Here is a 14,998-nt window from a genome sequence, read left to right on the forward strand (position 1 = left end):
TCTATCCCGAACTCCCCGAAAGCGCCCCCGCGCTACCCAACACCACCAACACAACGGTCAGCTGACCCCCAACACCACGACGAGGGACACGACCAGCAGAAGTGCGGACGCTCCGTTTCCGCCGCTCCTCTCGAAGCGTTCTCGCGGGACGTCGCGATCAAAGTCCTCACGAAGCTGGACACATCCGGCTACGAGCCCGCGACGACCACGCTTCCCGAGGCCGACGTGATCGCGGACGAGAAGGACCGCGCGAAGCTGGAGGAGCTGAAGCAACTTTGGCTCACGGATGACGACTTCACGACCGCCGACTTCCACGCCATGCGCGCCGTCGTACTCAAGCGGATCAAGGAGCGCCAGCGGAAGACGGTCAAGCGGCCCATCGCCGTCCTGGAGGGGATCGCCGGACCGGGGGCCGAAGCCAACTGGGAGAGGCTGGAACAGGATGAGGACTACGAGCGCATGAACGCGATCTACCGCTTCCTGTTCGCGGCTGTGGTCGTGCTCCCTCCGACGAGGAAGGGCAGGGGGTTCGACACCGGCCGAGTGGACATCAAGCCGAACCCGCTGGACTGAGCAGCTTTCGGCCGCTTGGGACTCGCGTGCAGCATGGAGGCCCTCAACGTCACGTTGAGGGCCTCCATGGTCAAATCACCTCAGCTTCGTCACTTTGCTGCGAGTCCGCCTTGGTAGGTGGCGGTGTCCCGCCTTGTGATGGGACAGCGATCACCTCTGCTGATTCGTCTGCACCAACTCGCTGGTCTGCGTGGATGTCAACCGGCGCCATGATCGCGCGGTCGCGCCGTTCTTCAGGACACGCCTTGGTAGGTGACTTACTGACCTTTTTCTTCAGCTCCTCGCGCACCTTGCGGAAAGCGCGAATGACGTGGATCAGATCTGTGCTGAGTTTGACCAACTGGCCGCAAACGTGCCGGAGGATTAGGAAGGTACCGCCCAACAGAACGGTAACTGTCGATACCCATCCCACGGTGCCCATGGAGGCTCACTTTCGACCCCCTGGTGGCTGTCAGCCAATGGCTGACGATGGAGCCACCCCGAGACTCCGCTACCGGAGCCCGTCCTTTACAGGGATATGGCTATGTGCAAAGGGGCGGGAAACGGGATGGACTTGACGCAGTAAGCAAGCTGGCTCACAGCACTCTCCTCGTCAAAGGCCGTATCGATCTTCACTCGAGTGGGCTAATACGAGCCAAGGTAGAACGCCAGTGCGCTTCCTGTCCAATGTGGCTTGATAACGAGGTGAGCGTGGGGCGCGACTCCTCAATCCCTCTGGGTAGGGCCGAGGAGGCGTGCGAGTCGCGCAGCGCTCTTGGGCCCCACTCGCGTGGGGAACTTGGCTGCCTGGCGCTCGACCGCCCGAGACCATTGCTCGCTGTGGCGTCCCGTCATCGGGGCACCTCCCGCTCTTCACGGGCGACCTCACGGTTCGTGGCGATGTCTTCGGCGACTCCAGCGGCCAGGAGCGCGGCGCCGGGAGTGTGGCCGGAGCCGACGTAGCGCCAGTGGCCGTCCGTGGCCATGTCGGGCATCGCGTCGAGACCGACGTGTTCGGCGCGGTCAGCGCGGAGGGCTGCATAGGTCGTTGAGTAGGCGCGGGACTTGGTGAGGATGCGGCCGCGGTAGCCGAGGGTGTGGGTCCAGCTCCGGAGGTTCAGATGCGCATGCTCGGGCAGACCGCCGAGGCGCCAGCAGGTGCGCATGAGCGCTCGCACGTGGTTGGTGACGGGCACCGCGCTGATGTCTTCCCAGGTCGTCAGCCTGTGGTCAGTGCCGGCGCCTGTCTCCTGCGCACCTTTGGTGACGTACTTGGCTACGTAGGCGGCCACCGCGTCGTCGTCGGGTCCGTCGCCGTCGGCGCGCAGAGGGCGAGCGTCGATCTGAACGCCCCACCGCAGAGCGAGTTCACCGACGGCGGGACTGTAGGCAGTGCGGACCAGGACCCGCCGGGCGGAGGCGCGTACGGCGTCGGTGAGCCGGTCGTTAGTGCCCCAGGCCGGGGGTGCGTCGTCGGGTCCGGCCGGGCCGTCGAGGCGGACCACGGCGTGCACGTGGACGGCGGCCCGTTTCTGGTACTCGGCGACGCGGGCGAAGGACAGCCGGGCGTGGTGGGCGAAGCGGGACTGTACGAGTCCGGCCGCGGAGGCGAGGCGCCGCCGGACGTCGATGACGAACCGGTCCCAGAGCTGGGAGGCGTGCGCGTGCCACAGCACGTGGGCGGTGTAGTCGTAGCAGTCGGGGCACAGGGGTTGCCCGACAAGAGGAGCAGTCGGGGTGTGCTCCGTCCCGCAGCCCAGGGGACGGCCGTGTTCGCAAGTGCCGCCGCCGCGGCGGGGACGACATCGTTTCCCGGTCCGGTGCACGGGTCCGAAGGACGGCGCGGTCAGGGTGATGAAGAGCCGGGGCCGGTCGCGGACGGCGGTGGGGACGTTCTTGCCGCCGAGGAGGCCCGCGCGGACCAGGTGGAAGGTGTCTCCGGCGTGGAGGCGGGAGCAGGGAGCGCAGACGGTTGCCCGGCGGTTGCGGCAGCGGACGAGGAGGCGTTCTCCGGGTTCATCGCGGGTGTCGTACCGGTGGAGGACTTCGCCGGTTGTCCCGTCCAGGGTGGTGGTGGAGCCGGAGAGGTGGACGGGGTGGGCGCAGCCGCCGGTTGCGGTGATCTGTTCCAGCCAGCGGGGGAAGTGCGGGTCTTGGGCGAGGCGGATGGCGTCGCGGTCTGCTTCGGGGAGCTGACGCAGGCGCGCCGCGCGGTCGAGGGCGGCGCGCCGGTCAGCCGGGGTGTACTCCGGGGTGATGGTGGTGACCTCTCGGGGTGAGCCGCCGTAGCGGCACGGATGGTGGTGGGTGGCGCGTGGTGGGTCATGGGGAGCACCTTTCGTGCTGTGGGTAGTCGGGTGTGCTGTGGGTCAGCGGATGGTTCCGGCGCCTCGGCAGACGCGGCAGCGGCGCAGCCGTCCGGTCCAGGTCTTCCGGGCCCCGTCGCCCTTGCAGTGGGGGCACCTCACGCGAGACATGGGCATGGTGGAGCGTCCTTACTGTTCAGGTGTGGGAGAAGCCGCTGATGACCCAGGTGACGAGCCCGTGCACGGTGAAGAGGACGGGGGTCTGGCCGAGGTAGAGGCCGAAGAGGCCGACGCAGACCGCTTCCCAGGGGCGGACGTCGCGGGAGCGGACGAGGAGGACGGTGATGATCCCGAAGATCACCGCGAACGTGTACGCCGTACCTTCGTTGATCATTTGGTGTCCCCTTCCAGCGCTGTGAGAGCGCGGGTCACGGCAGGCATGTCGGGGGTCAGGGCGGAGTACCGCCGCGCCGCCGTGACGGCCTCTTCGGTGGTGGTGAGGTGGGAGCGGGCGCGGCTCCAGCCGCCGTCCGGGCCGGTGCACACGGCCACGCCGCGTTCCTCGGCGGTGATCGACTGGGCGACGGTCACGGCGTCCTTGTTGAGGTCGCCGAGGGTCATCTCGGCTGTGCCGGGGTCGTTGACGCGGTGGCAGATACGGCCGCCGAGCTGGGCGCGCAGGGCGGTGACGCCGGGGCCGAGGTCGGAGCCGACGCGTTGGCCGGCGACGACCAGGTGCATGCCGAGCGCGGCACCGAGCTGGGCCAGCCGCAGCAGCAGCGTGGAGCACTGTTCGGCCTCGGCGCGGCTGTCGCGTCTGCCATCGGACAGGTACAGCTCCGCGAGTTCGTCGACGATCACGACGACGGGCACGGGCCGCAGTTTCTCGGGCAGCTCCCAGATGGAGCGGACGCCCGCGGACCGGCACAGGCGCATCCGGTCCTGCATGTCGACGACGAGCGCAGAAAGCACGGCGACCGCCTCGCGCCGACAGGTCGTCAGGGCGGAGAGCCGTCCGGCGAACAGCCCCAGCTCCATGCCGCCCTTGCAGTCGATGCCGACCAGGGCGACGGGTTGCGGAGCGAGTTGGGTGATGAGCCGGGCCAGCAGGGTGGACTTGCCCGAGCGGGTGGCCCCGGCGATGAGCCAGTGCGGTACCAGGCGCAGGTCCATCACCCACGCCCCGCCGCTTTCCAGTGCGCCGATGAGGGCGGACAGGAGGGAGGCGGGGGCGGTCGCCAGGCCGGGCCGCTCCAGCGGATCACTGGCCGTGGCGGTCAGCAGGACGAGGCCGCGTTCCGGTGAGGTGACGCGGACGGCGTGGACCTTCCACGCGTGTACGAGGGCATCGGCGGCCTTCATGTACGTCGCCGGGGTCTGTCCGGCGTGCAGGCGCACGGTCACGGACAGGCCGAGGCAGGTCGCTCGCGGGAAGGAGATCCGCGGCGCGACCGGCCGCAGCGGGTCGCCCTTGACCATGAGATCCCCGAGCAGCCCGCGGGCCGGACGGCGGGAAACGGCGAGGTCGTTGAGCATGGCGACCTTCCGCCAGGTGAACAGCACCCGGCACGTGGTCGCCGGATACCCGGTGACGTACCAGTGCAGAGCCGGACGCTGGCGCCTGAGCAGATCGCCGAGGACGAGTGTCCAGGCGAGCCCGGCCAGCGCGAAGGCGAACACGATGGCGCCCGTCATGAGCCACCACCGCCCTTGGCCGCAGCGGGCGCCGCGGAGCCGACGACAGGTGTGATGGCGTCGGCACGGAAGCTGATCCCGTGCCGGTCGCCCATCGACCAGGCGAACGCCGTCAGCCCGGTCACCTTGAGGATCTGTCCTTCTTCGATGTTCTTGGGTTCGCCGCTCACCGCGATCTCGATGACGGAGATCCGGCGCCGGTCCTGCCGGACGGTGACGGCCACGGTGTAGACGGGATTGCCGTCGCGGTCCTTCATCACCTCCTGTGTCTCGGAGTTGCTGATCTTCACTTCCGGCGCGATGGCGCACCGCAGTACGCCCAGTCGCGTCGTGTCCACGGGAATGGACTGCATGTGCTTGGCCTCCTAGGCCAGTTGGGGACGCCAGTTACATCCTGACGTCACTTGTCCTTACGAGTTACGACCATGGAGTTCTGTACGGAAGGGGTGCAACTACTTATACTGACGAGTGACGTCGCGCGAGCGACGGTCTACGACCGACAGCAGAAGGTGCGGAGATGACGGAGATCCAACGGCCTGGAGCCCTCTACCAGCAGGTGGCCGCCGCGATCCGGGAGGCGATCCTGAACGGCGAGTTCACCCCCGGCGCCCCGCTGCCCTCCGAGGCCCAGCTCATCGAGCGCTACAAGGTGTCCCGCCCCACCGTCCGCAACGCCGTGGCAGCCCTGCGCGCCGAGGGTCTGATCGAGGTACGGCACGGCAAAGGCAGCTTCGTACGCTCTGACGGCCAGCCCACCGTCACCCTCGAACGCCGGATCAGCCGCGCCTCGGACGGGCAATTCGTGATGCCCAACGGCGCCGTCTGGGACGAGGCCGAGGAGCCGACCCCGTACCGCTCGCACACCACCAAGGCCACCGGCCAGCTCCTCGAACTCGCCGAGGAGGAAGCCCTTTTCGGCTGTGACCGGCTGCTCACCGACCCCGCCAGCGGCGCACGCGCGATGCACCGCACGTTGATTCCGTTCGAGGTGGCCGAGGGCATCCCGCAGCTCGCCGAGGCCCCCGGTCAGCAGCCCGCCTCGGTCTACGGGCTGCTCGCCCAGGCCGGGCACAAGCTGTGGTGGTCGGAGACGGTCCGCGCCCGCATGCCCCTGCCCGACGAGCGGACCGCGCTCCAGCTTCCGGACGCGACCCCGATCCTGCACCTGGCCCGCGTCACCCACGGCACCGACGACCGCCCGCTAATCCTCGAAGAACTCTGCGTCGGAGCGGACCGTGCCGAACTCGCCTACCGGATCACCGCCGACCAGCAGCCCGCACGACGCACCCGCGACTGAGGGCCGAGGGCGATCGGTCGAACCTGTCTTCACTTCCTCAAGGGCGCGCCTGCGGCACGCCGGGCCGCCCGGCCGCCCCGGCCGGGCGTGCGGCGTGGCCGCCGGTCCCGTCCGGCCGCCCGACGCCCCCGCCCGCAGCGCAGCCGAGAAGCCGGGGCGTCGACCGGCCGTCGCAGGCCGGGGTGCACGTGGCCGGGGGTCACCGGCCTCCGAGACTTTAGGCAGCCACCATGGGGCGAGCCTCGAAGAACAGGGGGCCGATCGGGCCATTGCGGGCAGCTCCAAGGACTGCCCGATCTGCTGGCGAGCGTAAGGCCCCCTGTTCACTCGCCCCATGGCAGCTCCCGCCCAAAGTCCCTCCGGCCGGCGACGTGCCCACGCGCGCCGCTCACCAGCGAAGACGCACCTCATACCGCACCGCCGTCGCCACCCGCGCACGCCTCCAGGAGCACGGCGAGCCGTTCCACCGCGTCCGGCCAGCCCGCCACGCGCACGACGCCGGGCCCGCGTTCATCCGTCGACGCGACGGCCCGCACCTGCGACAGCTCAAACCCCGCACCCAGCAGTGCGCGGTTCAGCCGGTCCGCAGCCACCCGCGCCCCGCGCCAGCCCGCCACGTAGTCGACGCCGGGCACCCACAGACCGCAGTCCGCGCCCCCGACGTCGAGACCGTCACTCAGCCAGTCCTCACCCGAGCCAGTCACCTTGCCCACCTCTGCCCCGTACTCATAGCGGATCGTCAACTCTGGTTGGCCCAAGGCAGATACGCAGCGCAACGGCCCCGGTACCATCAGGCACCGGGGACCGCTGTCCCCTCCCGGACCACCCCGGTAGCTGCCAGGCGCGGGGGTGGTCCGGTCTCGGTATGAGGTTGTGAAGCGCGGCCCCTCTCTCGGAAGGGAGCCCCTGGGGTGCTCCGAGGAGCCGCGCCCCTTGTGGCCGGAGCGGGTCAGACTCCGGCCGGTGTCCGAACCGCCCTCCGCTCCCGATCGCGTGGGAGCAGCCGGAGGAGACGGTTCGGAGATCTCTACGTCGTGGTGTTGAGGTCGAAGCGGCACCACACGGTCTTGCCGCCCGGCCCCTCCGGCGTCCACCACACCGCGTCGGTCAGCCGCTGAATGATCAGCAGTCCGCGCCCCCGGTCGGGCAACAGCGCTTCGACGAAGTCGCCCGTCAACTCCGGGGAGACGAACTCACCCGCCGGCAGATCAGGCGGAGTCGAGTCCTCATCGGCGACCCCGATGAACAGCCATCCGGGCCACGCCTTCACCAGTACGTCGATCCGCCGTGCGGCACCAGGCCGTGCCAGGCACTCGTCCGGCACCGCGTGGTGCACGACGTTGCCGACCAGCTCCGAGACGACGAGCCGGGCATCATCGACCACGTCGCCCAGGCCCCAGTCCTGGAGACAAGCCCCGACCATGACGCGCGCGGCATGCACGGTGCTCGATGACTCGTCGAAGAGCGTCATCGCCCGGAAGTGACCTGACGAGCGACTGCGCGTCGCTTCCCGCTCCTCCGTGACCGCCCGAGGGGTGTTCACTCTGCGTGCGCTCAGCCGAGTCTCCATGGCATCCCCTGCCGACATCCGACGGGCCCTGTTGCCCGTTGCTCCGTGCCGAACAGTGAACGGCGCGAGCCGTCCGACCGGGAGTGTTCACCGGGGGGTTCACATGGACACCAGCAAAGAGGAGGGGGGTTCAGTGATGAACCCCCCTCTGCCACTCCGCTGTGTCACGATGAACACTCACTGTCATTATCGGGCTGGCGGGGGAACATGAACCGAGAGCCGAACGCGCAGTTGATCACAGTCATGGCCGAGGCGAAGGTCTCGAACAAGGGACTCGCCAAACGCATGCGGGATGCCGCCGGACACCGCGGAATGAGCCTCGGGACAACGCACGTCGCCGTGCAGCGCTGGCGAGACGGAGCGGGCATTCAGCCCCAGACAGCGGCGATCATGGCGGACGTACTCGGCGCCAAGCTCAGCCGACGCATCACACCCGGAGACCTCGGCTTCTTCGACACCATCCCGCCCACCACACCCCAGCCCGTCGGCTACCCGAACACCGTCCCAGACGTCTTGTCCACGCTGGACGATCTAGCGGGCGAACGCATGGAACCCTCGGACCGCGCGCCGCTGGCCGTGGACGACGCCGACCTCAGCTCCGCCGTCCTGTCGTGGATGATCGGGCGCCCGGACGGCATCCAGGCCGACAGGCCCGCTCAGCAACGCATCGGCATGCGCGACGTACGCGCGATCAGAGACGCCGCCAGCATGTTCATGCAACTCGACTTCAAGTACGGCGGAGGTCACGGCCACAAGGCACTGCGCCACTACTTCCGCCACGAAGTACTGCCACTCCTGAACACCAGCTACAGCGAGAAGGCCGGCACCGCCCTGTTCGGCGCCGCTGCCGAGGTCTCACAACTGCTCGCCTGGACCGCGTACGACACGGGAAACCACCGGCTCGCCCACCGCTACCTGACCTCGACACTCCGCCTGTCGCAGGTCATCGACGACCGCATGTTCGGCGCCCGCATCCTCGGCAACCTCAGCCACCAGGCCAACTACCTCGGCAACCACGCCCAGGCCATCCAGCTGGCCCGCGCCGCGGTCGAGGGCGCCAAGGGCCGGGCCACCCCGCGCGCCATGGCACTCAACTCGGCGATGGAGGCACGGGCCCTTGCGAACGGAGGCGACCCCAGCGGAGCAGGCCGCGCTATGAACGAAGCAGAACGCCACTTCGACCACGCCGACACGGCCGAAGACCCCACGTGGCTCGCCTACTTCGACTCCGCGGAACTCATGGGCGAACTCTGCCACTGCTTCCGCGACCTGAAGATGCGCCGGAAATCGGTCGAGGCCGCACAGCGCGCGGTCAACGCGACCGACCCGAAGTACGCCCGCTCGCTCGGCTTCTGCCGCATGGTCCTCGCCCAGAGCCACCTACTGAGCGAAGACCTGGAAGCCGCCGTCACCACGGCCAGCCTCGCCCTGCACGGCGGCGACTCCCTCCAGTCCTCCCGCTTCCAGCGCTACGTGACCGACTTCCAGACGGAGGTCAGCACCCACGCGGCGAACCCCACCGTGATCGCTTTCAACGACCAGGTGCGCGACGCCCTCGCCCGCCTGGACGACGAGTAGGAACTACCAGGGACGCCAGTCCCGAGGCCCATCGTCATCGCGCAGACCAGCGATACGCCGACGGTACTCGGCCGCCGTCCGCTCGTCCTCCTGCACGTTCTGCATCAGCCACGTCGTCATCCCGAACTCTTGCAGACCACGCAGCGTCTCGTACCCCGGCCAGTCGTACAGATCCCGCCCGTACGCGGCCACGAAACCGGCGTACTGCTCGTCGGTCTGCCACCCAAGACTGTGATGCTCGACAGCGGTGACCATCAGATCCCACTCAGGATGATCGAAGCAGAAGGCTTCAAAGTCGATCAGGATCACCCGCCCCCGATCGTCCACCATCAGGTTCTGCACGTGGGCATCCCCGTGTACGGGTCCCTTGGGCGTCGCGAACCGCAGCTCGGCGTACTTGCCTTGCAACTCCCGCCACCGCTTCCGCAGGAAGACCCGGTCATCCTCCGGCACGACAGCCCGGTTGATCCGCGACTCCTGCTTGTCGAAAGGCTCGAACGACGGCAACTCCAGCCCGTCCGGCACGGTCAGGGAGTGCAAATCCCGCAGGACACCACCCAACTCTCCGTACGTCGCCTTCCGATCACCCTCCACGATCAAGTGCCAGAACGTCACCGGGTGACCATCGACCACGAGCGGCTGCTCAAGATCTTCAGCGACGCGGGCCGCAGGGAATCCTTCCCCGGTCAGCCACCGCGAGACGGCTACCTCGACGCGCGCTTTGGGCAGCCACTCTTCCCCGCGGGCCACCCGCACGATCACCGGGGCCGAGGCCAGCCGGAACAACGCGTTCTCTCCGAGCCGGATCAACTCAGCGTCTCTGCCCTCAAGCCTCGCGGCCTGGCACGCGGCAGCCATCACCCGCGTAGCCCGCGCCGACGTGAACCCCTCTTCCGACCGAGCAGCGCCAACCGCCATGCCCGTACCAGCTCCCCTAGTTGCGCGCGATCAACCGGCGCACGCCCACGGGTGACCAACCCAACGCACGCCAGACACGACCCCGACGGTACTGAGTCAACCAGTGCTGAGACGAGTACCAAGCTCAGGTATGCACCTTGCCTGGCACACTCGTGCCCCAACGTTCACCGCAGGCCGCGCTCGCGTGGCAGCATGTCTGTGGCGCAATAGGGTACCGATGGCAGGGAAACCTTGCAGGCTGCGTGACCTAGGCTGACGGTAGGTCGAGAGGTGGGGACGATGGCAGCATCGGGGGATACCGGGCCTGAAATAAGGTCCTTGCGGAACGAGTTCGCGCTGGAGCGGTACCGCTACCTCTTGCAGCAAATTAACGCAGTTAACGAGAACGCGCACCGCTTCCTAGCTATTTATCAGACGCTAGCTACCGGCCTCGTAACCGCATCGCTCGCTCTGTTCGTCGGTTACCGGAAATGGGAAGTGTCCCCCGGTATCGCGCGGGGCGGAGTAATCGGATTGCTCAGCCTTACCACGGTGGTCGCGGCGTTCACTTCCACATTGATTGTGGTCGGCGCTGTTGCATGGTTCGACTACCGTAACGAAGAGTGCGATATCACTGACGAGATGATCGCGCCCGGCTTCCGTGCGCGTCCACGATCTCGTAACTTTTTTCGCTGGTACGAGACTTACGTCTTGTTGTTCATTGTCGTCTCGTTGATCGTTATGTGGCTGCTTGCTGGTTTCTTCCTTCTGCCGGCGATGAAGTAAAGAAGCGAAATGCGCCTCGCTCGCGATCCACACGACGCAACACCTTGCAATCGCACTCGGCAGCTATGAGCCTCACAGACGTCGCGGACGCCGTGCACAACAACGGCCGCAGCGCCCGCCCTCTTTAGCCTCATAGAGTCGCGGCTTCACTATATATGCGACCACGAACGATGCGGCCACCAAACAGAGGAGATCAAACACTATCCGATCGCGTCCAACGCGAAGAGTCGAAGATTTGTTTGGCTGTAGCTACCTCATAAGACTCTTGCAATCTTTCAAGCCCGAGATAGCTGATGTCGAATTCCGAACCCGATAGTCTTCGATAGACTTCTTCTGTTACCTCTTTGCTGCTTAGGCCAACGTGGGTGACAAACCATGACAAAAGCAGAAAGTGCTGATTGAGTTCTTCCGGGTCGCTGAACCGCTCCTTTGCTAGGTCGACAGCCCAAGCCCACGGGTGAGCGTTGAATAGGTACTGCTCAACCCCTACCCTGACTCCGATATAGCGGTCCGAGAACCCGGTTGTCTCGACATCTCTGATGGGTAGCCTTACGACGGGACGCAGGCGGACATCCCTCTCACCCTCCAGTGACCGCACTGATAGATGTTCGACCAAATCGAGAGCCTCTCTGTTGTTTAGGCCTGATGTCCATCTAGACGCGCCTTCTTGTCGGCGCCAGGTGACGTTACAAGATCTCCGATCCATACGGCCAGAGAGAACCGCGATCTCCCACTCTTTCGCGAGATGCTCTTCCAGGAGTCCGAACCCGCTGAGGCGACTGCACAATAGTGTCCAGTGCGCTGGAATGGGGTCCTCTGCATTCCCTAGGAACTCCAGGAGTGACTGCAAGGAAACATCGGCGGGCACTTCCCGAAGCAGCGCTTCCACATGGTCAGCAAAATTACTAAGACGCATATGGATCTCGGGTAGAGCACGAATCTCTTCGATTGACGCTTTTCGTCGCACGCCTCCAACTTCCACCACGGCCAGCGGTACTCGTTGAAGTGCAGTCTGAAGGAGCCTGTATGAGCTAGGCGCCATGTTATGTGCCGTCAATGACGAAGTTAGAAACTGAGCTTCACTGCAAGCCCATGTCAGCGAGTATCCGTTTTCGCTTTGCAGTAATTCACTTTGATCTCGGATATGATCACAATATGCTTCGTATATTTTTCCAATGAGAGCGATCTTCTCAGGCGTATCATCCAGAGAAGACCTAGCGACATTGGTGCGGGGGGAGCCTTGCCCACTCACATTGACAAGGCAAAAAATTCCGTTTCGATCCTTGTATCCTGGTGCTGTGCTTTCAACACGCACGCCTTCTACACACACGCCTGGGGCAAACTGAGCACGATGGTGACCTTCGCGCCCACCAATGTATTGATCTCGAAGGAAGGCCCTTCGTGACATAGGTGGATACCGATTACTTTTGAGGAATTCCCATTGTTTGAAGAATTCATTCCATCGTAGGGCATAGGCGATTGTTGCGTTATCTTTTTCGACCACCTTCACTTGAATCTTGTTCGCAGCAAGCTGCTCGCGAGGGGCTAGCGAAGACTTGACCAAAAAGTCTTCTAGAGCCCCCTTAAGGTCGTCATAACCAATCCGCCGGTCCTCTGAACCGTCAATCACGCAGGTTACAGTGCAGCCTGGTACCACGATCCAGCGGCGCGCAGTTTCAAGGATGTCGTCAATTTCTGCGCTGGGACGCACCACCAGGCGGACGATCGTGCCGTGTGGCCTAATCGAAGCATCGACTTCTTCTTTGGGTAGGACTCTTACCAGGTATTTACCGTGAACGGAACGCAGTTCTAGTTGACGGGCCTGCTCTTCTTCCGGGTTCGAGGTGATGACTTCAACCTGATCCGCAATCATGAAAGCAGACATAACGCCGATACCGAATCGGCTAATCGGACTGAAGTTAGGGTGTTTCTTTCTGAAATCCGGCTCTTGGTAGCGACTCGATCCGGCCCTAAGGAGATTATTCTCGATGATCTCCTGTGTCATGCCGCAACCGTTGTCTCTCACCTCAAGGGTCCGGGCCTTGCTATCCCAGAAAATCCATACTTTTCCGTCGTTGCAGGTCGATAGCTCCTCCTGGAGCCGCACTGCATCGATGGAGTTCTGTAGAAGCTCTCGCAGCACAACATTGCTGTCATTGTAAAGAGTGTGCCCAGTGAGAAGGTCGAGAATCTTTTCTCGATCAATGTTGAAGTCGAACTGCCGCGGAAGGAAACCTTCTACGTGAATATTGTGCGTGTCGATGAATTTCCAAGGGAAAGTAAAGCTAGATGCAAACAGGCGATTGGAGCGGGCTACCCAATCGTGACTCATGCGCAGTTGCTGCTCTGCATATTGCAAATAGGCAATCAAGCCAAAATAGGCATTTCCATCCGTGAAGAGCGCGTGAACTTCGATACTGTCTGGGGTGAGTGACGGGTCTAGTTCTCCTTCACTGTTGACGGCTATTTTTGCTCGTACCGATGTCACTGCTTGTTGCTTGGCCCATTCCAGTTGACTGGTAGGGTCACTTGGGCTCAGGATTCGAAAAGTAATTGACGGAGTTCTGTCGCTTGTGACGTGGAGGATATCGACTGTTCGCAATAGAACGGCTGCGTATTGAACGTTCGCAGTTTGTGTTTTACGGGTCCCGTACGGCTTGGACACGCTGTATTTCGTGACGTTGTCAAGGTCGTCTAGGTGATGGCTCTCGCAGACCAGGGCGAGATCCTTACGGAAGACATAAGGAAGGCTCTCAAGTAGCCTCAAGACTTCCGTTTGCGCCGCGCCGGAGGCGCCGTACTCTGTGGTTGCATTGCCAATAATCCAATTTCGAACGCGCGCCGCATGGAAATAGCGCACAAACTCTTGATAGAGGAACCTCTCGACGTCGCCCCCTTGAGCTTGCAGTTCGCCGATGCGAGCTTTGTAGTCTCGCCCGTTATTATCGTCCGTTAGCAGTACATCTTCTTTGAACCTCGCGAAGGATGATTGGTCTCGCTGCTGGTATTCACCTCTCGTGACGAGCATGCCTAGGTCGTGAAAATAGATCGCCAGGACCGTGAGGAGCCAGTCGGTTGGAGTTAGCTGGCTCTTAGTTTCTTCCGGAATGATCCATTCAAGCGATTCGAGCATCGCATCGATGTGGCTAATGTCATGCTTTGTGTATTCTTCAAAGATGCCTCTATTTCCGATGGCGCCTAGAAGCTCTTCCAAGCTATTCCGGATTCCGAGAAGATTGATTGATTGGAATGGCTGCAAAGTGCATGCTTCCTGGGCCATCTTCTCCGCATAAGATGGAAGTGCTTCTGCCACTGGGTCCCCCAGGTCTGTCGCTAGTCATCGACGTGCTCGGCAGCTTAACGATAGCCAGTATGTTTGCTGTGTGTCCGGAGAACAGCAAATCCGGTAACGGCCACGGGGCGTCGAGGGTCTACGAGTGGCCTCGAAACATCTGAGCAGCGGCGTTTATTACGGCGTGAGCGGAACTTGACCGACGATTCCCGCAGGGCCGCGACCGGGGCGAGTTCCGCCTGGGTCTGGGCCCACAGGACCAGCCCGTACGCGGCGACGGACAGCGCCGCCCCGAGCAGGCCGAGACCGGTGAACGGCCGCAGCTTGCCCGGAAGTTCGCCGCGCCACCGGTAGGCCGCGTACGCCGGGATCGCGACGCCCTCCACCGCCATCAGCCAGGCGACGTAGCCGAGCGAGGAGCCGGAGGCGCGCACGCCGAGTCCGTCGACCACCGTGTACGCGGCGATGGACAGGCCGGTGGCCAGGGCCGCGCCGATCGCCGCCCAGTGGGGCCTGCGGCCGCGCAGTCCCCACAGGGCGACGCCGGTCAGCCCCGCGCAGGACAGCGCGATGCCCGCGGCCGCCCACCGGCCCGGGACCTCGTGCGCGAAGACGGCTGCCAGCGCGGTGACGACGAGCGGCGCGGTGCCGCGGGCGATCGGGTACGCCTGCCCGAAGTCGCCGAGCCGGAACGACCGCATCAGCAGCGCGTAGTACACGACGTGGATGACGGCGGAGACGAGCAGGTACGGCCAGGCACCGGCCGCCGGGACCGGTACGAACGGCATCAGGGCGAGGCCGATGAGTGCTCCGCCGCCCGCTATCAGCGTGAAGCCGACCAGCTTGTCGGTGATGCGGTGCGCGAGCGCGTTCCAGCCCGCGTGGGTGACCGCGGCGCACAGCACCGCGGCGGTGACCAGGGGCGTCACCGGGCGGCCCCGCGGGCGTCCGGTTTTCCGGTGCCGCGGGTGTTCGGCTTTTCGGCCCCGCGGGCGTCCGGTTTTCCGGTGCCGCGGGCGTCCGGC

Annotated in this window: 13 protein-coding genes and 1 pseudogene; 4 read left to right on the forward strand and 10 right to left on the reverse strand. The window is 64.8% G+C overall.

Translation table 11 applies throughout. From position 1 onward, the window contains the following. Positions 1-573 (forward strand): annotated as a pseudogene (locus tag ACFV6E_RS24125) (hypothetical protein); the annotation flags it as partial. Between the two features lie 70 nt (positions 574-643). Here ACFV6E_RS24125 and ACFV6E_RS24130 read toward each other — a convergent pair. From ACFV6E_RS24130 to ACFV6E_RS24150, 5 genes are all read right to left on the reverse strand, one after another. Further along, a complete protein-coding gene (locus ACFV6E_RS24130) occupies positions 644-994 on the reverse strand; it encodes a hypothetical protein (protein WP_385464472.1) in 351 nt (116 codons plus the stop codon). A 409-nt stretch (positions 995-1,403) separates the two neighbouring features. Then, the gene (locus ACFV6E_RS24135) at positions 1,404-2,753 is read right to left on the reverse strand and encodes a replication initiator (RefSeq protein WP_385464584.1); all 1,350 of its coding nucleotides are present in this window, start codon (positions 2,751-2,753) and stop codon (positions 1,404-1,406) included. 301 nt (positions 2,754-3,054) lie between these two features. Continuing rightward, positions 3,055-3,252 (reverse strand): hypothetical protein, encoded by a 198-nt coding sequence (locus ACFV6E_RS24140; RefSeq protein ID WP_385464475.1) that lies wholly within the window; start codon positions 3,250-3,252, stop codon positions 3,055-3,057. Next, complete coding sequence (locus ACFV6E_RS24145; RefSeq protein ID WP_385464477.1) at positions 3,249-4,553, reverse strand: FtsK/SpoIIIE domain-containing protein; 1,305 nt, start codon at positions 4,551-4,553, stop codon at positions 3,249-3,251. The genes ACFV6E_RS24140 and ACFV6E_RS24145 overlap by 4 nt, the downstream gene beginning before the upstream one ends. Next, a complete protein-coding gene (locus ACFV6E_RS24150; RefSeq protein WP_385464479.1) occupies positions 4,550-4,906 on the reverse strand; it encodes a hypothetical protein in 357 nt (118 codons plus the stop codon). The genes ACFV6E_RS24145 and ACFV6E_RS24150 overlap by 4 nt, the downstream gene beginning before the upstream one ends. Positions 4,907-5,070: 164 nt before the next feature. Between ACFV6E_RS24150 and ACFV6E_RS24155 the strand changes: the two genes are divergently transcribed. Then, positions 5,071-5,850, forward strand: coding sequence for a GntR family transcriptional regulator (locus ACFV6E_RS24155; RefSeq protein ID WP_385464482.1), 780 nt, complete (start codon positions 5,071-5,073; stop codon positions 5,848-5,850). Positions 5,851-6,257: 407 nt separating this feature from the next. Here the strand turns inward: ACFV6E_RS24155 and ACFV6E_RS24160 are convergent, their stop codons facing one another. Then, the gene (locus ACFV6E_RS24160) at positions 6,258-6,554 is read right to left on the reverse strand and encodes a hypothetical protein (protein WP_385464485.1); all 297 of its coding nucleotides are present in this window, start codon (positions 6,552-6,554) and stop codon (positions 6,258-6,260) included. Between the two features lie 323 nt (positions 6,555-6,877). Beyond that, positions 6,878-7,321 carry an ATP-binding protein gene (locus tag ACFV6E_RS24165; protein ID WP_385464488.1) on the reverse strand — a complete coding sequence of 148 codons (444 nt, stop codon included), beginning with the start codon at positions 7,319-7,321 and terminating at the stop codon, positions 6,878-6,880. 306 nt (positions 7,322-7,627) lie between these two features. Between ACFV6E_RS24165 and ACFV6E_RS24170 the strand changes: the two genes are divergently transcribed. Beyond that, positions 7,628-8,998, forward strand: coding sequence for a sporulation protein (locus ACFV6E_RS24170; RefSeq protein ID WP_385464491.1), 1,371 nt, complete (start codon positions 7,628-7,630; stop codon positions 8,996-8,998). Positions 8,999-9,001: 3 nt separating this feature from the next. On the opposite strand, the gene ACFV6E_RS24175 is transcribed toward ACFV6E_RS24170, so the two are convergent. Further along, on the reverse strand, positions 9,002-9,916 hold the full coding sequence (locus ACFV6E_RS24175) for an aminoglycoside phosphotransferase family protein (RefSeq protein ID WP_385464494.1): 915 nt from the start codon (positions 9,914-9,916) through the stop codon (positions 9,002-9,004). A 279-nt stretch (positions 9,917-10,195) separates the two neighbouring features. Between ACFV6E_RS24175 and ACFV6E_RS24180 the strand changes: the two genes are divergently transcribed. Further along, a complete protein-coding gene (locus ACFV6E_RS24180) occupies positions 10,196-10,681 on the forward strand; it encodes a hypothetical protein (RefSeq protein ID WP_385464497.1) in 486 nt (161 codons plus the stop codon). A gap of 193 nt (positions 10,682-10,874) precedes the next feature. On the opposite strand, the gene ACFV6E_RS24185 is transcribed toward ACFV6E_RS24180, so the two are convergent. Together ACFV6E_RS24185 and ACFV6E_RS24190 are read right to left on the reverse strand one after the other, a co-directional pair. Then, positions 10,875-13,994 (reverse strand): ATP-binding protein, encoded by a 3,120-nt coding sequence (locus ACFV6E_RS24185; RefSeq protein ID WP_385464500.1) that lies wholly within the window; start codon positions 13,992-13,994, stop codon positions 10,875-10,877. Positions 13,995-14,038: 44 nt separating this feature from the next. Next, positions 14,039-14,902 carry an EamA family transporter gene (locus tag ACFV6E_RS24190; RefSeq protein ID WP_385464503.1) on the reverse strand — a complete coding sequence of 288 codons (864 nt, stop codon included), beginning with the start codon at positions 14,900-14,902 and terminating at the stop codon, positions 14,039-14,041. Between the last annotated feature and the right edge of the window lie 96 nt (positions 14,903-14,998).

This window comes from Streptomyces sp. NPDC059785 (assembly GCF_042732375.1).
In the GTDB taxonomy this organism is placed as follows: Bacteria; Actinomycetota; Actinomycetes; order Streptomycetales; family Streptomycetaceae; genus Streptomyces.